The sequence below is a fragment of the Streptosporangiales bacterium genome (assembly GCA_009379825.1).
GTDB lineage: Bacteria > Actinomycetota > Actinomycetes > Streptosporangiales > WHST01 > WHST01.
On sequence record WHTA01000010.1, the window covers coordinates 57046 to 76074 of the forward strand.

General features: G+C 70.2%; 15 protein-coding genes and 2 pseudogenes. 6 read left to right on the forward strand and 11 right to left on the reverse strand.

The annotated features are described in order from the left end of the window. Nucleotides 1-2 precede the first annotated feature (2 nt). From GEV07_07580 to GEV07_07605, 6 genes and pseudogenes are all read right to left on the reverse strand, one after another. The gene (locus GEV07_07580; protein MQA02577.1) at nucleotides 3-1052 is read right to left on the reverse strand and encodes an LLM class flavin-dependent oxidoreductase; all 1050 of its coding nucleotides are present in this window, start codon (nucleotides 1050-1052) and stop codon (nucleotides 3-5) included. A gap of 33 nt (nucleotides 1053-1085) precedes the next feature. Continuing rightward, entirely contained in the window at nucleotides 1086-2510 is a 1425-nt protein-coding gene (locus GEV07_07585; protein MQA02578.1) for an aldehyde dehydrogenase family protein, read from the reverse strand. Between the two features lie 64 nt (nucleotides 2511-2574). After that, a pseudogene (locus tag GEV07_07590) lies at nucleotides 2575-3894 on the reverse strand (amino acid permease). Nucleotides 3895-4027: 133 nt separating this feature from the next. After that, on the reverse strand, nucleotides 4028-4306 hold the full coding sequence (locus tag GEV07_07595) for a hypothetical protein (protein ID MQA02579.1): 279 nt from the start codon (nucleotides 4304-4306) through the stop codon (nucleotides 4028-4030). After that, nucleotides 4299-5821, reverse strand: a pseudogene (locus tag GEV07_07600) (FAD-binding protein). The gene GEV07_07595 and the pseudogene GEV07_07600 overlap by 8 nt, the downstream one beginning before the upstream one ends. Then, on the reverse strand, nucleotides 5818-7128 hold the full coding sequence (locus GEV07_07605; protein MQA02580.1) for a (Fe-S)-binding protein: 1311 nt from the start codon (nucleotides 7126-7128) through the stop codon (nucleotides 5818-5820). The pseudogene GEV07_07600 and the gene GEV07_07605 overlap by 4 nt, the downstream one beginning before the upstream one ends. Before the next feature lie 191 nt (nucleotides 7129-7319). Here GEV07_07605 and GEV07_07610 point away from each other — a divergent pair, with 191 nt between their 5' ends. Next, on the forward strand, nucleotides 7320-8063 hold the full coding sequence (locus tag GEV07_07610) for an FCD domain-containing protein (GenBank protein MQA02581.1): 744 nt from the start codon (nucleotides 7320-7322) through the stop codon (nucleotides 8061-8063). Beyond that, nucleotides 8041-8859 (forward strand): hypothetical protein, encoded by an 819-nt coding sequence (locus GEV07_07615; GenBank protein ID MQA02582.1) that lies wholly within the window; start codon nucleotides 8041-8043, stop codon nucleotides 8857-8859. Before GEV07_07610 ends, GEV07_07615 begins: the two co-directional genes overlap by 23 nt. A 4-nt stretch (nucleotides 8860-8863) precedes the next feature. On the opposite strand, the gene GEV07_07620 is transcribed toward GEV07_07615, so the two are convergent. Genes GEV07_07620 through GEV07_07635 form a run of 4 tightly spaced genes read right to left on the reverse strand, consistent with a single transcriptional unit; the run spans nucleotide 8864 to nucleotide 13746 of the window. Further along, nucleotides 8864-10228: a glutamine synthetase gene (locus GEV07_07620; protein MQA02583.1), complete on the reverse strand. Its 1365-nt coding sequence runs from the start codon at nucleotides 10226-10228 to the stop codon at nucleotides 8864-8866. A 32-nt stretch (nucleotides 10229-10260) separates the two neighbouring features. Beyond that, nucleotides 10261-11130, reverse strand: a complete 870-nt coding sequence (locus GEV07_07625) for a hypothetical protein (GenBank protein MQA02584.1) — start codon at nucleotides 11128-11130, stop codon at nucleotides 10261-10263. 4 nt (nucleotides 11131-11134) lie between these two features. Continuing rightward, entirely contained in the window at nucleotides 11135-12454 is a 1320-nt protein-coding gene (locus GEV07_07630) for a 3-oxoacyl-ACP reductase (protein MQA02585.1), read from the reverse strand. After that, nucleotides 12451-13746, reverse strand: coding sequence for an acetyl-CoA C-acetyltransferase (locus tag GEV07_07635; protein MQA02586.1), 1296 nt, complete (start codon nucleotides 13744-13746; stop codon nucleotides 12451-12453). The genes GEV07_07630 and GEV07_07635 overlap by 4 nt, the downstream gene beginning before the upstream one ends. Before the next feature lie 79 nt (nucleotides 13747-13825). Between GEV07_07635 and GEV07_07640 the strand changes: the two genes are divergently transcribed. Further along, on the forward strand, nucleotides 13826-15730 hold the full coding sequence (locus GEV07_07640) for an acyl-CoA oxidase (protein MQA02587.1): 1905 nt from the start codon (nucleotides 13826-13828) through the stop codon (nucleotides 15728-15730). Between the two features lie 12 nt (nucleotides 15731-15742). Here the strand turns inward: GEV07_07640 and GEV07_07645 are convergent, their stop codons facing one another. Continuing rightward, nucleotides 15743-16216, reverse strand: a complete 474-nt coding sequence (locus tag GEV07_07645; protein ID MQA02588.1) for a hypothetical protein — start codon at nucleotides 16214-16216, stop codon at nucleotides 15743-15745. 221 nt (nucleotides 16217-16437) lie between these two features. Between GEV07_07645 and GEV07_07650 the strand changes: the two genes are divergently transcribed. The 3 genes from GEV07_07650 to GEV07_07660 all read left to right on the forward strand — a co-directional run bounded on the left by GEV07_07650 (nucleotide 16438) and on the right by GEV07_07660 (nucleotide 19024). Further along, nucleotides 16438-17301, forward strand: a complete 864-nt coding sequence (locus tag GEV07_07650) for a methyltransferase (protein ID MQA02589.1) — start codon at nucleotides 16438-16440, stop codon at nucleotides 17299-17301. A 10-nt stretch (nucleotides 17302-17311) separates the two neighbouring features. After that, nucleotides 17312-18304: a zinc-binding alcohol dehydrogenase family protein gene (locus GEV07_07655; GenBank protein ID MQA02590.1), complete on the forward strand. Its 993-nt coding sequence runs from the start codon at nucleotides 17312-17314 to the stop codon at nucleotides 18302-18304. Nucleotides 18305-18559: 255 nt separating this feature from the next. Next, the gene (locus GEV07_07660) at nucleotides 18560-19024 is read left to right on the forward strand and encodes a hypothetical protein (protein MQA02591.1); all 465 of its coding nucleotides are present in this window, start codon (nucleotides 18560-18562) and stop codon (nucleotides 19022-19024) included. Nucleotides 19025-19029: the final 5 nt, after the last annotated feature.

The following is a 19029-nucleotide window of genomic DNA, read 5'->3' on the forward strand; positions in this document are numbered from 1 at the left end:
GGCTACTTCACCGCGGGCATCACCTCGTCGTGGACGAGCTGGAGCTGCTCGCTCATCGTGGCCACGCCGGGCAGCTCCATGCCGGAGAACGTCTTCACCAGGGCGACGTCGGTGATCGCGAGGATCATGTGGTTCACCCCGGTGCCGCTGATCTGCGAGTTGATCTTCGCGACGCACTCCTCCGGCGTGCCCGCGATGGACAGCCGGTCGGCGAGGTCGGGCGACGTCAGCTCGTACGCCTGGTCCACCCGGCCGGCGCCCACCGCGGCGATGATGTCGGTCAGCTCCGCCGGGTCGACGTCGTTGCGTTCCAGCTGCTCCTTCGGCATCGCCGAGGCGTACAGGCCGACCATGGCGCGCGCCGCGTTCTTCGCGGCCTCGGAGTCCGGGCCGGTCGCGAAGACGACCCAGGCGCCGAGGTCGAGCGAGTCGGCGTCCTTGCCGGCACGCTCCGCACCGATCCGCACATTCTCCACCATGTAGTCGTACGCGCGCCTGGTGTAGCTAAGCGCGTGGTGCACGCCGTCGGAGAGCTCACCGGCCGCCTGGAACGACTTCGGGCCCCGCATGGCGCCCAGCTTCACCGGCACCCGCTCCTGCACGGGACGGGCGAAGGTGAACAACCCCTGGTACGAGTAGAACTGGCCCTCGCTGGTGATGGCGCCCTCGTCGAGGAGCGTCCGTACGGCGTGGTGCGCCTCCTTCATCCGGGTCAACGGTTTGCTCTTCACCCAGTTGATGCCGTACTGCGCGAGCAGCCCGAAGTTGCCCGAGCCAAGCACGCACTCCGCCCTGCCACCGGTGAGCTCATCGAGCGTCGCCGTCGCCTGCGCGATGAGCGACGGCTCGCGCAGGGTGACGGCGGACAGGCTCGGCCCGAAGCGGATGTTCGACGTCTTGTCCGCAGCCGCGGCGAAGAGCAGCCACAGATCCTTGTGCCATGTCTCGTCGGCCGCGTAGCAGCCGTAGTAGCCGAGCCGATCGGCCAGCTTGATCGACTCGATCGTCTCGTCGAGCGGATAGTCAGGCAGCATCACATAGCTGAACTTCATCTCTTCACCTCGGCGCGTTCGGTGTGGGTATCGTTACTCCAAACTGGACATCACGTGCTTCACCCTCGTGTAGTCCTCCAAGCCGTACATCGACAGGTCCTTGCCATAACCGGAGTGCTTGAAGCCGCCGTGCGGCATCTCCGCGACGAGCGGGATGTGCGTGTTGATCCAGACGCAGCCGAAGTCGAGCCGCTTGGCCATCCGCATCGCCTTACCGTGGTCCTTCGTCCAGACGCTCGACGCGAGGCCGTACTCCACGCCGTTGGCCCAGCGCAGTGCCTCGTCCTCGTCGCTGAACTTCTGCACGCTGACGACCGGACCGAAGATCTCGTTCTGCACGGCCTCGTCGTCCTGCTGCAGGTTGGCGACCACCGTGGGGGCGTAGAAGTACCCCTTGTCACCGACCTGGGAGCCGCCGGTCCGCAGGTCCGCGTGGTCGGGCAGCCGGTCCACGAAACCACTCACCCTGGCGAGCTGGTCGGCGTTGTTCAGCGGCCCGTAGTCGGCGCCGTCCACCGCACCCGTCGTGGTGCCGGCCGCCTGCTCCTGCAGTGCCGCGACGAAGTCGTCGTGCACCCGCGGACCGGCAAGCACCCGGCTGGCCGCCGTGCAGTCCTGCCCGGCGTTGAAGTAGGCGGCCGCGGCGATTCCCTCCGCCGCCGCGGCCACGTCTGCGTCGTCGAAGACGATCACCGGTGCCTTGCCGCCCAGCTCGAGGTGTACGCGCTTGAGGTCATTGGCCGCGGCGAGCGCGACCTCCTTGCCGGCGCGCACGCTGCCGGTGATCGACACCATCGCGGGGATCTTGTTGGACACCAGCTCGGCGCCAGTCGCGCGGTCACCGCAGACCACGTTGAACACACCCTCGGGCAGGAACTCCGCGGCCACCTCGGCGAGCCACGCCGTGCTGACCGGCGTGGTGTCGGACGGCTTGAGCACCACCGTGTTGCCTGCGGCGAGCGCGGGCGCGAACTTCCACAGCGCCATCAGGGCCGGGTAGTTCCACGGCGTCACCTGAGCGCACACGCCGACGGGCTCCCTGCGTATCCACGACGTCAGGCCACTCATGTACTCCGCCGACGCGCGTCCCTCGAGCACCCGGGCCGCGCCGGCGAAGAAGCGCAGCTGGTCGAGGAACATCGGCAGTTCTTCCTGCCTGGTGAGCTCCAGCGGCTTGCCCGTGTTCTCGCACTCGAGCGCGAGGAACTCGTCCTGGCGCGACTCGACCGCGTCGGCGAGCCTGGAGAGCGCCAGCTGACGCTCGGCTGGTGTGCTGTCGCGCCACTTCTCGAACGCGCGCTCCGCGACGCTGAGCGCGTGTTGCACGTCGTCGGCACCGGACACGGGCGCGGTCCCGTAGGCCGAGCCGGTCACGGGGTCGATCAGCGGCGCGGTCTGCCCGCTGCCCGCGTCCTCCTGCTTGCCGCCGACGAAGTTCCGTACGGTTCGCTGCGTCATCTCTGCTCCTGTTCCGTACCGGCGACCGCTGTGCTGTTCTTGTACGGCCGTAGCGCCACGAGTATCACGAGACCGGCCCCACCACCACGACTCCGGAGAGCAGCGTGAGGTAGTTGTCGTACCAGGGGGCGTCGGGTGTGCGCGGCCACACCATGTTCACGATCGCCGCGACGCCGTACGCGAGCGCAAGCACGTTGACGAGCATGCCCCAGCGCCCGAGGGTGAACTGGCCGGCCGGCCGCCAGCCGGTCAGCCGGGCACGCAACGCGGCGAGCACCACCATCTGGAAGCCGAGGTAGATGCCGAGCACGGCGAACGACACGATCTTCGTGATCGCCTCGGTGGAGAACCTGGACAGCAGCACCACGACCGCCGGCACCACGGCGCCCACGAGCAGCGCGTACGGGGGCACCCCGCGCGAGTGCGAGAACCTGGCCAGCAGCGCGGCGCCCGGCAGCATCTTGTCCCTGCCGTACGAGTACAGCAGCCGGCTCGCGGCCGCCTGCAGGCTGAGCGCGCAGGAGACGAACGAGACCAGCACGATGAACAGCACCACCCGCGCACCCCAGGTGCCGAAGGCCGCACTCAGCACACCGGAGACCGGGTCGGGGTTCGCACCGGAGTAGACGGCCTGGAAGTCCGGCACCGCGAGGATCAGCGCGAGGCAGACGAACGTCGCGGCGGCGCCACCGACGTAGATGGTCATCCGCATCGCCTTCGGGATCCGCCGGCCGGGGTTCTTCACCTCCTCGGCGACGTCACCGCACGCCTCGAAGCCATAGTACTGGAAGATGCCGATCAGCCCGGCGGCGAGGAACGCACCGAGGTACGAGCCCTCGCCTGCGGCGCCGAAGCTGTCGAACAGCGCGCCCAGGTTGTGGTGCCGCTCGGTGATCAACAGCCAGGCGCCGCGGCCAGCGCGCCGATGATCTCCGTGCTGAACCCGATGATGGCGGCGATGCTGAGCACCTTCGTGCCGCCCAGGTTGATGGCCGTCGCGATAAGGATCATCACGAGCGCGCAGCCGATGGTGGCGTTGATCGACGCCTCGAAACCGAGTAGTGCGGCCAGGTACGGCCCCGCCCCGTACACCACGCTGGCGATCGTGACGAGCAACGCGATCGCGTAGACCCAGCCGGTCAACCACGCCCACTTGCGTCCCCACAGCCGCAGCGACCAGGGGTACACCCCGCCGGCGACGGGGAACTGCGAAACCACCTCGCCGAAGACGAGAGCGACCAGCAGCTGCCCCACGCCGACGATCAGCAGGCTCCAGATCATCGGCGGGCCCGCCGACCGCGAGCGACGTCGCGAACAGCGTGTACACGCCGACGACCGGCGACAGGTAGGTGAACCCGAGCGAGAAGTTCGCCCACGGGCTCATCTCCCTGCGGAACTCCGAGGTGTACCCGAGCGCGGCCAGCTGCGCGGCATCGCTGTCGGCAGACTGGGCTGACTGCTGCGGCGTGACAGGGTTCACCGGCACGGCCTCCTCGCTTCTCTTCGACCGTCCCGCGCTAGCGCGGTTCCTCGCGCTCGATCTCGTCCAGCAGCTCTTGACCCGAGAGCACCTCGTCTGCCCAGTGCCTGTGCATCCACTCCAGGTGGTCCGTACGGCTCGCGGCGATGCGCAACGTGTCCCAGTTGGGGAACAGCTGCTGCGCGACGTTCACCGTCATCAGCTTCGGGTCGACCTCGAAGATGTGCTCGAACCGCTCGATGGCGACGTCGGTGATCTGCTTGGCCGGCGGCGGCGTGTGCTGCTCGCCGTACCGGTAACCGCTCGGCTCACTCATCGCCTGACCTCCCCGTCTCGTACGCCCGGTCGAGCAGGTACTTGCCCGGGTTCATGATGTTGTTCGGGTCGACGGCCTTCTTGACGTCGAGCATCACGTCGAAGCCGCCGCCCAGCTCCACCGGCACCAGGTCGACCTCGCCGGCACGGCATGCGCCGTGGCAGGCGCTGATCGAACCGCCGTGCCGCACGGTGACCTCCGCGATGTCCTTCTTGGCCTGCACCCAGGCGGCCCACGCCTCGTCGTCGAGGTTCTGCTCCCAGATCCCGACGTCGATCTCCGTCAGGTAGTCGACGCCGGTGTCCGCGCTGGTGTAGCAGAACATGCCCCAGTCGTCGAAGATGTCGTACCGCTCGCGCAGCCGCTCGATGATGCCGTGCCACTCCAGCCGCACCTGCGGCAGCTTCGTGTAGTTGATGGCCGCGTCCTCGCAGTGCCAGCTCATCGGCGCCACCTGCCCGGAGCGGGTGCGGCCGTGCAGCGGCGTCGCGTAGCGGTCGTGCCTGGCCGCCCAGTCACCGTGCGAGATCTCGTCGCCGAGGTACTTCGCGCCGGCGTCGCGCGCGATGCGCATGAACCGCTTACCGCCCGCACGCACCTCGTCCTCGTTGCCGTACGCGACTGCGCAGACGAGCGCACGCACGTCCGCCGGCTGCGGGATGTACGCCTCGTCGTCGCGGCGCAGGTAGTCGACCTTCCACTCGTCGAAAAGCACCGCACCGGCGAACGTCGCGACACCTGCGTGCGCCAGCCGCTGCAGGCACGTGTACGCGCTGTCGTAGTCGGGGAACGCCCAGAACGGCGAGAACTCCGCCTCCGGGGCTTGGGGTAGAGCTTCAGCGTCGCCTCGGTGGCGATACCCAGCGTGCCCTGGTGCCCCATGAAGAGATGCTTCAGCTGGTACCCGGTGGAGCTCTTCGACACCTTCGGCCCGCCGCCGTCACCGACCCTGATCACCTTGCCTGTCGGCAGCACGAAGTCGAAGTTGAGCACCAGGTCGCGCGAGTGCCCGTACCTGGAGCCGATCAGCGACCACCCGCTGGTGCCGATCCGGCCGCCGACGAGCGAGCACGGGTACGACGCAGGGTCGTCCGGGTAGATCAACCCGTACTGCGGGCCGATCACCTCGTTCAGCTTCAGCATGTTGATGCCGGCGCCGACCCGGCAGGTGCGGTTGACCGGGTCGACGTCCTTGATGTCGTTCATCCGCTTGACGTCGATCACCATGCCCTGCCGCTCAGGCACGGCACCGTCGGTCAGCCCGGTGCCGCCGTCGCGCGGTACGACCGGGATGCGGTGCCGGTTCGCGATCTTGACGGCCTCGGCGACCTCCTTGGTCGACCCGGGCAGCACCACCAGGTCGGGCACCCGCTCCTTCCACCGGTGCACGGGGAACGGCGCAGGCACCCGCGCACGGTTGAACCGCTCGGTCTTCGACGTGAGCACGTGCTCTCCGCCGAGCACGTCGGTGAGCTCACCGATCACCCGGTCGGACAGTTCAGGCGCCATAGTCATGCGCGACCGCCTCCTCCCTCACCTACTCGCGAGCCGCCGACCTCGATGCCGAGCGATTCCGCGAGCAGCTCGTGGATGTCGACCACGTCGATCGATTCGGCCTCGCCCGCTTCGGCCAGCGGCCGCTCCGACCACGGGCAAGCGGAGACCAGCGTGTCCACCTCGAGCTCGGCCGCCTTCGCCAACCGGCTCGCGCTGATCTTCCTGGTGAGGTCCGGCTTCTCGATCGGCAGACCGGCGCCGCCACCGGAGCAGTACGACCACTGCGTCACGCGGTCGACGTCGTTGAACGTCAGGCCGGGGATGGACCGGAGGATCTGCCTGGGTTCCTGCCAGACCCCCTTGCGCTTGTTGAGGCGACAGGGGTCGTGGTACGTGATGGTCTTCTCGACCGGCACGCTCGGCGTCAGCGTGCCGTCCTCGATCAGCTGCGCGAGCAGCTCGACCACCAGGACGATCTCGATGTCGTAGTCGTCGCCGAAGAACTTCGGATAGTCCTCGGTGAACGTGATGTAGTCGTGCGGGTCGAGCACGAGCACCCGGCGCACACCGGTGGCGCGCCAGTCGGCCAGGTTGTGCTCGGCGAACCGCTTGGACTGCTCGCGGTAGCCCATCTCCGCCGCCGGGCCGCCGCAGCACCACTGCTCGCGCATCAGCCCGAACGGATACCCGGCCCGCTGCAGGATCTGCGCCACCGCCCGCGGTACCGAGGTGCGATAGAACGCCGCCTCGCAGTCGACGAACAGGATCGTCTCGCCGCCGATCGGGATGTCCAGACCCTCGCTCCAGTCCCGGACGCGCTCCTGACTGACCGGCACCTCGCCGAGCACCGGTTCGTGGCTGCGCTCGTCGGTGAGCATGTTCCACCGCTGGTAGCCAGGCTGGTGCACGCCGTTGTCCACGGCCAGCGCACGCATCTCCTTCACCAGCTCGACCGTGCGGGTGCGGAACCGGTAGAAGTCACCGGTGAAGAGCGTGTTCGGGCAACGCAGCTCGCAGGCACCGCACTGGGTGCAGTTCACGTAGTCGGCGGCGACGTCCTCGACGGTCAGGTCGCCGGCCTCCATCGCCACCACGTTGGCGTGGAACGCCGTCGGCGTCCACGCCTCGTTGCGGGTCACCTGCATAACCGGGCACACCTCGCGGCAGAACTTGTGCCCGGAAGAGAAGCAGTTGTAGGCGGCGTTGCGCCACTCGCCGATGAACTCCTCCGTCACCGGCGCGTGCCCGTTCCCCGAGCCGTTCCCCGAGCCCGGCTGCGCCGATACCGCCGCCGGACCGTCGTCTTCGTGTGGTGTCTGGGTCATCGGCTGCCTCCGTGGCCTAGGTCGCGCGTGTCGTAGCTGCGGGGGCGGGCCGGTATTGGCGAAAAACATATGACTTCATAGTTCAATTGGCAAGAGTTAAGCTCCGTAGTCGAACGGACCCGGGATGCACCGAGGCCATAAGCTCGAGCGAACACCGCACGGATGCGGCGGGAGAGCGAAGGTGAGAGAGCGTGACGGACGCGTCGGGCGCGGCACGGCACATCATCTTTGCGCCACTGACCGATGGCGGCAGAGGCGACGTGGTCGCGCGCAGGATCGGCGAGGCCATCGGCCTCGGCCTGATCACCGACGGCGAGCAGCTGCCGAAGGAGTCCGATCTGGCCAGCGCCTTCAACGTCTCCACCGTGACGTTGCGCGAGGCACTGTCCGCGCTGCGGCAGCAGGGGCTCGTGGAAACCCGCCGCGGCCGCGGCGGCGGCACCTTCGTCCGTGCTCCCGTGGACGCGTCGGTCGCCCGGCTGCGGACGCTGCTGCGCGAGACCGGCGTGCACGAGCTGCGCGAGATCGGTGACCAGCAGGTCGCGGTAGCGGGCACGGCCGCGCGGCTGGCCGCCGAGCGTGCGTCCAGCGACCACATCGAGCGACTGCACGAGCTGGTCGACGCGCTCGCCTGCGCCAAGACCGTCGGGGCGAGGCGACGCGCCGACGGACGGTTCCACATAGAGATCGCCGCCGCCGCGCAGTCGACCCGGCTCACCCGGCAGGAGATCGACCTGCAGGGCGAGATCGGCGAGCTGCTGTGGATCCCGTTCGGCGAGGCCGTCCACCTGGACGAGGCCGTCGAGCAGCACAAGGCCATCCTCGCCGCCATCGAGGCAGGTCAAGGCGCCGTAGCCCGCGACCACGCCGAGCAGCACGTCGAGCACGGCATCGCTCGGCTGATCGAGTTCCATCTACAGCTTGCCAAGCGATGACCAGGTGGAGTGTCCTAGTGTCCAGAGGCGGTGGCTGCCGACATCGACGCGCGGAGGACTCGTGGCCGAGGCACTAGAGCTCGCCGAGACGACGGCGTGCAGCTACGCCAACAGCGTGCTCGACGAGGTGTTCGCAGGGATCGAGGTGCTGGCCGACCAGGCGGCCGCGCTGCACGCGCGCGCCTCGGCGGAGAACCGGAAGCCGACCACGACGGAGCTGGCCACCATCCGCTCCACGGTGCTCGCGCACCTCGGCGGTGAGCACCCGAAGCTGGCCGGCACCGGGGTGATCGCCGCGCCGGACTCGCTCGCCGACGAGCCCAGGTGGCTGGAGTGGTGGCGCACGTCCGCCGACTCCGACCAGCCGCAGCAGCTCACCCCTGACCTCGACCCCAACCACGTGGACGGCTACGTCTACACCGCGGCACCGTGGTTCGAGACACCGCGCGCCACCGGCGGCCGGGTGATCGTCGGCCCGTACGTCGACTACGCCGGCACGGACGAGTACATCCTCACCTTCGCCGACCCGGTCCACGTCGGCGACCGGTTCGTCGGCGTGGCAGCGGCGGACATCAGGACCACCGACCTGGAGGAGCGGCTGCTGCCGCTGCTGTCGGACGCCGGCAGCCAGCTGCTGCTGGTCAACGCGTACGGCAGGATCATCGCGTCGAACACGCCGGCGGCCATCGTCGGCTGCCTGGTGAACCAGGAGCAGAGCAGCGGCGAACACGTGCCGATCGGCACCGCGTGGGCCGACAGCTGCACCGGCCTGCCGTGGTCGCTGATCCGCAAGTAGCCGCTCAGTACACCCAGCGAACGGCCTCGGCGATCTCGTGCGGCTCCGCGCCTTCGAAGCGCTCTATCTCGGCGCGGCGGACGGCCAGGATCGCGTCGAACAGCGGCACGCCGAGTGCGTCGCGCAGCAGCTGGCTGTTCGCGAACGCCGTCGCCGCCTCGTCCAGGGACCGCGGCAGCCGGTGCACGCCGCGCGAGGCGAGCTCGTCCTCGTCGTGCCAGGCGGGGTCGCCGACCATCTCCTCCGGCAGCGTCGCCTCGGCGTCGAGCCCGGCGAGGCTGGCCGCGAGCAACGCCCCGGCGAGCAGGTACGGGTTCGCGGCGAGGTCGACGCACTTGACCTCGGCGTTGGCCGCGCGCCCCTCGTCGCCGGCGGAGCCGGTGATGAAGCGCATCGCCGTCTCCCTGGTCTCCCTTCCCCAGCACCGGTAGACGCCGGCCCAGTGCGACGGCAGCTGCCGCAGGTAGCTCGCCGGCGACGGCGCGCCGATCGCCTGCAGCGCAGGCAGCGCGTCGAGCACCCCGGCGAGCATTGACTCGCCCGCCGCCGTCATGCCGTACCTGCCGTCGCCGCCGGCGAGCAGGTTGCCGCCTTCGCGCCAGGCGGAGAGGTGGACGTGCCCGCCGTTGCCGACGTGGCCGACGAGCACCGAGGGCGCGAACGAGACCCGCAGCCCGTGCTGTGCCGAGACGGCGCGGATGGTCTGCCGCACGAGCACGCTGTCGTCGGCGGCACGCACCGGGTCGGCCGCCGCCACCGACACCTCGAACTGACCGTCGGAGTACTCCGGGTGCAGCTGCTGCACCTCGATGCCCTCCGCCCGCAGCGCGGCCAGCAGCTCGGCGGCGTAGTCGCTCAGCTCGGTCAGCCTGGTCATGCTGTACGCCGGTCCGACGCAGGCGGGCACGAACTCGTCGCCCGTGCCTTCGCTGATCGCCCACTCGATCTCTATGCCCATCCGGTACGTCACACCGACCGCCCGCGCCCGTTCCACCATCCGCTGCGCGAACAGCCGGGAGCACGCCACGTACGGCTCGTGGTCCTGGGTGTACCTGTCTACCGGCGCCCACGCCCACCCGGGTTGCGCGGCCAGCGGGACGAGCGCCCCGAGGTCGGGCACCAGCCGCAGGTCGCCGTCCGGTCCGCCGAGGTAGGTGGCCTTGATCGGCACGTCGTTGGACAGGAACGTGTCGAAGACCGGCGACATGCCGACGCCCCAGACGGCCGTGCGCTCCAGCGCGGCCACCGGCACGGTCTTGATCCGGTTGACGCCCGACACGTCGACGTAGGCGAGCACGACCCCTTCCACGCCCTGCTCGCGCAGCATCGGCACCAGCGTGCCGGCCGTCGAACCGCTGTCACCAGTCATCCGAGGTCTCACCCTCCGTCCGCTGTGGCCGGTCAGCGCGCAGCGATCCGGCCGACCAGATGGGGCGCCCCGCTGCGGGAGCGGACGCCGAACAGCCAGCCGTTGTCGGTCGGCTCGGACGCGAACTCGACCGGCGAAGGCAGCGGCACCGGCTTCTTGAACTCGACCTCGACCAGGTAGGTGTCCGGCAGCCGTCCCTCGAACGCCGCGAGGCAGCGCGCCTTGGTCCACATGCCGTGCGCGATCGGCCGCGCGAACCCGAACATCCGCGCCCGCACCCGGCCCAGGTGGATCGGGTTGACGTCGCCGGACACGTCGGCGTAGCGCCGACCCAGGTCACGCCGCGGGCGCCACACCGCCGTGGTCTGCTCTGGCACCTCGCGCTCGGCGTGGTACATCGGCTCGGTGATCGGTTCCGTCGCCGCCTGCTGTGGCACCGACCTGCCGCGCGCGAGGTACGTGCTGCGCCCCAGCCAGACGGTCTCGCCGTCGACGTAGGCCTGCGACACCAGGTCGACCTGGGCGCCGCGGGGATGCGGCGCGATCCGCTCGGCATGCACCCGCAGGGTGAGCGGCGCGGCGAGGTCGATCGGCTGCAGCACGGTGATGCTGTTGCGGATGTGGACGAGCCCGGGCAGCGGGAACGGGAACGCGCGGTCGGCCATGTGCGTGACCTGCAGTGGGAACGCGAGCACGTGCGGGTACGTGCCGGCGAGCCTGTCGGTCAGCCGGAAGCCGCAGACCCGGTTGTACGCCGCGAGCCGCGCCGGGTCGACCGTCACCTCGCGGACGACCAGCTCCCGGTCGGGCAGCCGCACACCGTGCCGGCCGATCAGCCCTGCGGCGCCCTTGAGGTAGAGCCTGCGCAGGCCCGGTATGGTGGCGAGTTCTTCTGTACCCATCTCGTCACGCGCCCAACATGCTCTGTCCGCAGACCCTGACCACCTGACCGTTGACGCCGGCGCTGCCGGAGCGCGCCAACCAGGCCACCGTCTCCGCGACGTCCACCGGTCGCCCACCCTGGCCGAGGCTGTTGACGCGCCGCCCTATCTCCCGCACGGCGAACGGCATCTGCGCGCTCATCTCGGTCTCGATGAAGCCGGGGGCGACGGCGTTCACCGTGCCGCCGACGGCGGAAAGCCGCGGGGCGAGCGCCTGCACCATGCCGATCACACCGGCCTTGCTCGCCGCGTAGTTGGTCTGTCCACGGTTGCCCGCGATGCCGCTCTGCGAGGAGACACAGACGACCCTGGCGCCAGAGCGCAGCAGGTCGGCGGCGAGCAGCTCCTCGTTGATCCGCAGCTGTGCGGCGAGGTTCACGCCGAGCACCGCGTCCCACTGCTCCTCGGCCATGTTGACGAGCAGCTTGTCGCGGGTGATCCCCGCGTTGTGCACGAAGATGTCGACACCGCCGAACCGCGTCCTGAGGTACCGGCCCAACCTGGCCGGCGCCGGGTCCGCCGTGACGTCGAGCTGCAGCGCGAGCCCGCGTACGTCGTTCGCCGTCGCGATCAGCTGCTCACCCGCCGCGGGCACGTCCAGGCAGATCACCCGGGCGCCGTCGGCGGCCAGCTTCGCGGCCATCGCCGCGCCGAGCCCGCGCGCCGCGCCGGTGACCACGGCCAGCTTCCCGCTCAGCGGGTACTCCACCTGGTCCGGCCGCAGCCCCTGCACCTTCCGCACCCGTACCGGTTGCCCGGAGACGTACGCGGAGCTGCCGGAGAGGAAGAACCGAAGCGTGGACACGACCTCGCTGCCGGGAGCCGGCTGCGCGTAGACGAGGTTCGCGGTCGCGCCCTTCCTCGCCTCCTTGGCCACCGACCGGACGAGGCCGTCGAGCGCCCGGTGCGCGGCCGCCGAGCGCGGGTCGACGCAGTCCTCGGGCGGCACGCCGAGCACGAGCACCCGCCCGCTCGGCCGCAGCCGGCGCAGCGTGCCGTGCAGGAACGCGTAGACCTCGCGCAGCCCGGCGACGTCGGTCATGGCGGTCGCGTCGCAGACCAGCGCGGCGTACTCGGTGGTGCCGTCGTCGGTGAAGCCGTACGGCACGCCGATCTCGGTCAGCGCCTGCTCGATGCCGCTGCCGGCGGCGTGCACGAGGACCGGCCCGTCGAGCAGCGGCTCCCCCGGCCGTTGCCGGCGCAGCGGCACGGCGGGCGGGATGCCGAGCGCCTTCGTGACACTGCGGCCGACCGGTGAGTCGACCAGCCGCTCCGCGACGGTCATGCGGCCTCACCTGCCGCTTCGACGATCGCGACCACGCCCTGGCCGCCGGCGGCGCAGATGGAGACCAGCCCGCGACCGCTGCCCTTCTCGGCGAGCAGCTTCGCCAGCGTCGCCACGATCCGGCCGCCGGTCGCGGCGAACGGGTGGCCGGTCGCGAGCGAGGAGCCGACCACGTTCAGCTTCGAGCGGTCGATGGTGCCGAGCGGCCCTTCCCGGCCGAGCTTGTCCCTGGCGTAGCTCAGGTCCTCCCACGCCCGCAACGTGGTCAGGACGGTGGACGCGAACGCCTCGTGGATCTCGTAGAAGTCGAAGTCCTGCAACCGCAGGCCGTTGCGGTCGAGCAGCCGAGGCACGGCGTAGACCGGCGCCATCAGCAGGCCCTCCGCGCCGTGCACGTAGTCGACGGCCGCGGTCTCGACGTCCACCACGTGGGCGAGCACCGGCAGCCGGTTCTTCGCCGCCCACTCGTCGCTGCCGAGCAACACCGTCGCGGCACCGTCGGTCAGCGGTGTGGAGTTGCCGGCCGTCATCGTCGCGTCGTCGCCCTTCCCGAACACCGGGGTCAGCTTCGCCAGCTTCTCCATGCTGGTGTCCGCCCGCAGGTTGGCGTCGCGCTGCACGCCGAGGTACGACGTGACCAGGTCGTCGAAGAAGCCGCGCTCGTACGCTGCGGCGAGGTTGCTGTGGCTGGCGAGGGCGAGCTCGTCCTGCTCCTCCCGGCCGATGCCCCAGGTCTTCGCGGTCAGCGCCGCGTGCTCGCCCATCGACATCCCCGTACGGGGTTCGGCGTTGCGCGGGGTGTCAGGCACCGCCTGCCGCGGCCGCAGCCGGCCGAGCAGCGCCAGCTTGCCACCGACGCCCTTGCGCCTGCTGGCGTCGAGCAGCAGCCGGCGGAACTCGTCGTTCACCGCGACCGGCGCGTCGCTCGCGGTGTCGGCCCCACCGGCGATCCCCGCGTCGATCTGGCCGAGGGCGATCTTGTTCGCCACCAGGGCCACCGCCTCCAGGCCGGTACCGCATGCCTGCTGCACGTCGTACGCCGGGGTCCACGGCGACAGATGGCTGCCGAGCACGCACTCCCTGGTGAGGTTGAAGTCCCTGCTGTGCTTCAGCACCGCCCCCGCGACCACCTCACCGAGCCGCATGTCCTGCAACCCGAACCGCGCGACGAGCCCGTCGAGTGCGGCGGTGAGCATGTCCTGGTTCGAGGCGTGCACGTACGGCCCGTTCGCCCTCGCGAACGGGATCCGGTTGCCACCGATGATCGCGGCGCGACGGGTTGGCGGGGTCATCACCAGTCCTCTCAGGCGACCGACGACACGTACCGTACCGTCATCCTTGCCGCACCGACAGCATCGACTGGGGGTCGTTATGGGGATCAGTGTCAGCGAAGGCACCGCCGAGGCGATCCGCGGCCTGCTCGAGAGGCGTTGGACCCACGTCCGCGCACAGACCTGGGAGCAGGTGGTCTCGCCGGCGTTCCGGCCGGCGTACGGCCTGGACACCGAGACGCACCGCGCGCGGGTCACGGAGCTGATCGGCCGGCTGGCGAAGACACCGGGCCCGACGCTGGGTTTCCCCACCATGTACGGCGGGGGTGGCGACGTCGGCGGCTGGATCACGTGCTTCGGCATGCTCGCGTACTGCGACCTGTCGCTGCTGGTCAAGGCCGGGGTGCAGTGGGGGCTGTTCGGCGGCTCCGTCTACCAGCTCGGCACCAGGCACCACCACGAGGAGTACCTCCCGCGGATCCTCTCGCTCGACCTGCCCGGCTGCTTCGCGATGACCGAGTACGGGCACGGCTCCGACGTGCAGTCGCTGCAGACGACCGCGACATATGAGGCAGACCGGCAGGAGTTCGTCATCCACACGCCGGTCGAGCAGGCGCGCAAGGAGTACATCGGCAACGCCGCAAAGGACGGCCACGCCGCAGTGGTGTTCGCGCAGCTACACACCGGCGGCGAGTCGCACGGCGTGCACGCGTTCCTGGTGCCGATCAGGAACGACGACGGCTCGCCGTGCGCCGGCGTACGGATCGCCGACTGCGGCCGCAAGGCGGGGCTCAACGGCGTCGACAACGGCCGGCTGTGGTTCGACCACGTGCGGGTGCCGCGCACCGCACTGCTGAACAGGTACGCGGACGTCGCACCCGATGGCACGTACAGCAGTCCCATCGAGAGCCAGGCGCGGCGGTTCTTCACCATGCTCGGCACGCTGGTGCAGGGCCGGGTGAGCGTGGCCGGCGGCGGGGTGAACGCGACCAAGCTGGCGCTGACCATCGTCGTGAAGTACGCGGACCGCCGCCGCCAGTTCGCCGCTGCCGACGGCGAGGAGACGCTGCTGCTCGACTACCGGCAGCACCAGCGGAAGCTGCTACCCGCGCTGGCCACCACGTACGCCCTGCACTTCGCGCACGAGGAGCTGGTGGACTCGCTTGCGCACACCTTCGGCGGCGACGACGACCGCGCACGCCGCGAGCTGGAGTCCGACGCCGCCGGCATCAAGGCCGTCGCGACGTGGCACGCCACCCGGACGATCCAGGCCTGCCGGGAGGCCTGCGGCGGCGCCGGCTACCTGTCGGAGAACCAGCTGCCGAGCCTGAAGGCGGACACCGACGTCTTCACCACGTTCGAGGGCGACAACACGGTGCTGCTGCAGCTCGTCGCGAAGGGGCTGCTCACCGGGTACCGCGACTACTTCGGCGAGCTGGACACCCGCGGCATGGTGCGCGCGGTGGCCGGCCAGGTGGTGGAGACGGTGCTGGAGGCGACCGCCGCGCGGCCGCTGACCCAGCGGCTGGTCGACGCGCTGCCGCGCACCGAGCGCGACCTGCTCGACCACAGGTACCACCTGGAGCTGTTCACCTGGCGGGAACGGCACGTCGTCGCCGGGCTGGCACGCCGGATCAAGGCCGGCGTGGACGGCGGCGAGGACGCCTTCGAGGTGTTCAACGCGGCCCAGGACCACGTGCTGCTCGCCGCCGAGGTGCACGTCGACCGGCTGGTGCTGGAGGCGTTCGTCGAGGGCATCGAGGCCTGCACCGACCCGGACGCGAAGGAGCTGCTCACCAGCGTCTGCGCGCTGCACGCCCTGTCGGTGATCGAGCACGACCGCGGCTGGTACCTGGAGCACAACCGGCTCTCGCCGGAGCGCTCGAAGGCGGTGACCCGCCAGGTCAACGAGCTGTGCGCCACCCTGCGCCCGCACGCGCAGACACTCGTGGAAGCGTTCGGCATCCCCGGCGAGTGCCTGGTCGCCCCGATCCTGCAGGACTGACCCCGCGTCAGCTCAGAGCACCTGGCGCCGCCACTGCGGCTCGACCACGGACCACTCCTTGGCCCAGGCGGCCATCCGGCGCCGGTACAGCGCCAGGAGGAGCGCCGTGTACGCGAGCGCGAGCGTGCACGTACTGAGGAACACGGTGAGCACGCCGGCCCCCAGACCCGCCGCGAACGTACGGCTGTCCGGCGGCTTGCGCAGCGACGCGTGCCCGTCGGCGTCGACCCAGACGTTCACCGTCGAACCGGCGCGCTTGCGGTTGGCCACCACCAGCCGCTGCTGGTGCCGCTGGTCGTCGGGGTCCCGCCAGGCGATGGTCACCATCCGCTGGCTGGTCCCGGACTGTGGGTCGGCGGAGGACACCTTCGTCGAGGTGACCTTGGCCGCCGCCTGGTAGCCGGCCCGTTCGTCGAGCTGTGCCCTGGCGAGCTCCTGCCCGTACGCCGCCCGCCCGGCGACGACAGCCAGGCCAATACTGGCCAAGAAAATGACGAAAAGGACAACTCTGGCTTTAGCTTGCAGCCGATCGCTGTCTCGAAGTACCGGATTAGGCTCGAGCCCCAACCTCCGGCGGGCCCTAGTCCATCTCGACCCGCTACTGCAACTCACCTTTCGACCCCCGTGGCTTACCCGTCATCCTTCCGTTATCAACTCTAGGCAGCTGGACCCGCCGGATGGCGGCCGATGTGACACACCCCCTTTCCATGCGGTGGAATGCTCCATCCGGAGACGTCCCGGTCCCACGTGATGGAATCGGAAGTGAGCACCCCCTCTTGATCCCCACCGCACGACGAACAGAAGGCATCGTGAGCGAGAAGAACCGGGCGAGAATCGCCTACAAGGTCAGGTACGCGGCGACCCATCCGACGAAGGTGCCGGGGTACGTCCGGCGGCTGTGCCGCGACCAGATCATCCGGCTGAAGGCCAAGGACCACGTCAGCTACTACCGCGCGGTGATGCGGTCCGACACCGACAAGAACCCACGCGGCGCGGTGGGCACGCCCACCGAGGAACGCTGGCTCACGCTCGGCAAGATGCAGTTCGACTACCTCAAGGAACACGGCCTGAAGCCCGAGCACCGGATGCTCGAGATCGGCTGCGGCAACCTGCGCGCCGGCTGGCGGTTCATCGACTACCTCGAACCGCACAACTACTACGGCATCGACATCTCACCGGACATCCTGCTCTCCGCGCAGCAGACCATCGCGGACTACCAGGTAGCGGACAAGTTCCCGCACATGACGTTGGTGAACAACCTGAAGTTCACCTTCCTGCCCGACGGCTTCTTCGACGTGGTGCACGCCCACAGCGTCTTCTCGCACTCCCCGCTGAACATCATCGACGAGTGCTTCGCACACGTCGGCCGGATCATGGCGCCGGACGGCCTCTTCGACTTCACCTTCGACCGCACCGAGGGTGAGGAGCACCACGTGCTCCGGGAGGACTTCTACTACCGCACCGAGACGCTGATCAACCTGGCCGAGAAGCACGGCCTGAAGGCCAGGTTCATGGACGACTGGGAGAAGCTCCCGCACGGCCAGTCCAAGATCCGCGTCACCCGCTCCTAGGACCGAGCCGATGCGCGCCTGGCAGGTGCGGCGCCCCGGGCCGGTACGTGCCGGGCCGCTGCACCTGGCCAGCGTGCCGGTCCCAGAACCCGGTGCTGGCGAGCTGCTCGTGCGGGTGCGTTGCTGCGGCGTCTGCCGCACCGACCTGCACGTCGCCGAGGGCGACCTCCCCGTCCACCTGCCTGGTGTCGTACCCGGGCACGAGGTGGTCGGCGAGGTCGTCGCGGGCATTACGGGCGACGTCGGCCCCGGTGACCGGGTCGGCATCGCCTGGCTGCGGCACACCTGCGGCACGTGCGGGTACTGCACGCGGGGGGCGGAGAACCTCTGCCCGCACTCCCGCTACACCGGCTGGGACGCCGACGGCGGCTACGCCGACTACGCGCTCGTGCCCGCCGCGTACGCGTACCCGCTGCCCGCCGGCTACACCGACGCCGAGCTGGCGCCGCTGCTGTGCGCCGGCATCATCGGCTACCGCGCCCTGCAGCGGGCGAACCTGCCGCCCGGCGGGCGGCTGGGCGTCTACGGCTTCGGCGGCAGCGCGCACCTGGCCACCCAGGTCGCCCTCGCGCAGGGCGCGACCGTCCACGTGTTGACCCGAAGCGCACAGGCACGCGAGCTGGCCCTCTCGCTGGGCGCCGCCTCCGCCGGTCACGCGGCCGACATGCCGCCGGAGCCGCTCGACTCGGCGATCCTGTTCGCACCCGTCGGCGACCTGGTACCGACCGCGCTGGCGGCGCTCGACCGCGGCGGCACCCTGGCCATCGCGGGCATCCACCTCACCGACGTACCGCCGCTGAACTACCAGGACCACCTGTTCTACGAGCGGGAGGTGCGCAGCGTCACGTCCAGCACCAGGGCGGACGGCACGGCGTTCCTGCAGTTCGCGGCGGACCACCGGCTGACGGTCAGCACCGTCGAGTACCCGCTGGACCGCGCCGACCGGGCGCTCGCCGACCTCGCCGCGGACGCGGTCACCGGCGCCGCCGTGCTCGTGCCGTAGCTCGCGTGCGAGCAGCGTGCACGCCGCTGCGGCCAGGCCGGCGGTGCACACCACGAGGAGGGCCGCGGCCGTCCCGGCCAGCGGACCGCACTCCCGGGTGACGACGGCCAGCACGGTGCCGGCCACGCCGACCACCGGGAACACACGGGCTCGCTCCACCATGCCCCGTGCGATGCCGGCGAGGGACCAGCTGGTTCGCCGGAAACCGGCCGGGCGTGTTTCGGCTGCCCGCACGGATGACTACGCTCTGCACTCATGGGCCGGCGCCAGAAGGAATCGATCAGAGCGGTCGCGCTAGCGGTCGCGGCGTACGCGGACCGGGTGTTCCTGTTCGAGGGCGAGGACCCGAGCAGCGGTGAGCTGTACTACCGTCCCATCGGCGGTGCCATCGCGTTCGGGGAGCGTGCCATCGACACGGCACGCCGGGTCGTCGAGCGGGACATGAGCACCGAGCTCATCGGCATCCGCGCCCTCGGGGTACTGGAGAACATCTACGACCACGGCGGTTACCGGCAGCACGAGATCTGCTTCGTCTTCGCCGGCGCGTTCGCCGACCGGCAGGTCTACGAGCACGACACGGTCGAGCTGACCGAAGGCGACCAGGTCGTCGCCCTCGGCGGCTGGCAGACCCTCGGCTCGCTGGACGCGCCCGGCGCCCCCGCGGTGCTCCCCAAGGGACTGCTCGCCATGCTCCGCAGCCACCACAAAGCAGGCGCGTAGCGAGC

Bases quoted from the DNA above. Each gene is read 5' to 3' on its own strand.
- GEV07_07580 (MQA02577.1), bottom strand. From the start codon at position 1,052: ATGAAGTTCAGCTATGTGATGCTGCCTGACTATCCGCTCGACGAGACG.
- GEV07_07585 (MQA02578.1), bottom strand. From the start codon at position 2,510: ATGACGCAGCGAACCGTACGGAACTTCGTCGGCGGCAAGCAGGAGGAC.
- GEV07_07595 (MQA02579.1), bottom strand. From the start codon at position 4,306: ATGAGTGAGCCGAGCGGTTACCGGTACGGCGAGCAGCACACGCCGCCG.
- GEV07_07605 (MQA02580.1), bottom strand. From the start codon at position 7,128: ATGACCCAGACACCACACGAAGACGACGGTCCGGCGGCGGTATCGGCG.
- GEV07_07620 (MQA02583.1), bottom strand. From the start codon at position 10,228: ATGACTGGTGACAGCGGTTCGACGGCCGGCACGCTGGTGCCGATGCTG.
- GEV07_07625 (MQA02584.1), bottom strand. From the start codon at position 11,130: ATGGGTACAGAAGAACTCGCCACCATACCGGGCCTGCGCAGGCTCTAC.
- GEV07_07630 (MQA02585.1), bottom strand. From the start codon at position 12,454: ATGACCGTCGCGGAGCGGCTGGTCGACTCACCGGTCGGCCGCAGTGTC.
- GEV07_07635 (MQA02586.1), bottom strand. From the start codon at position 13,746: ATGACCCCGCCAACCCGTCGCGCCGCGATCATCGGTGGCAACCGGATC.
- GEV07_07640 (MQA02587.1), top strand. From the start codon at position 13,826: ATGGGGATCAGTGTCAGCGAAGGCACCGCCGAGGCGATCCGCGGCCTG.
- GEV07_07650 (MQA02589.1), top strand. From the start codon at position 16,438: ATGCGGTGGAATGCTCCATCCGGAGACGTCCCGGTCCCACGTGATGGA.
- GEV07_07655 (MQA02590.1), top strand. From the start codon at position 17,312: ATGCGCGCCTGGCAGGTGCGGCGCCCCGGGCCGGTACGTGCCGGGCCG.
- GEV07_07660 (MQA02591.1), top strand. From the start codon at position 18,560: ATGGGCCGGCGCCAGAAGGAATCGATCAGAGCGGTCGCGCTAGCGGTC.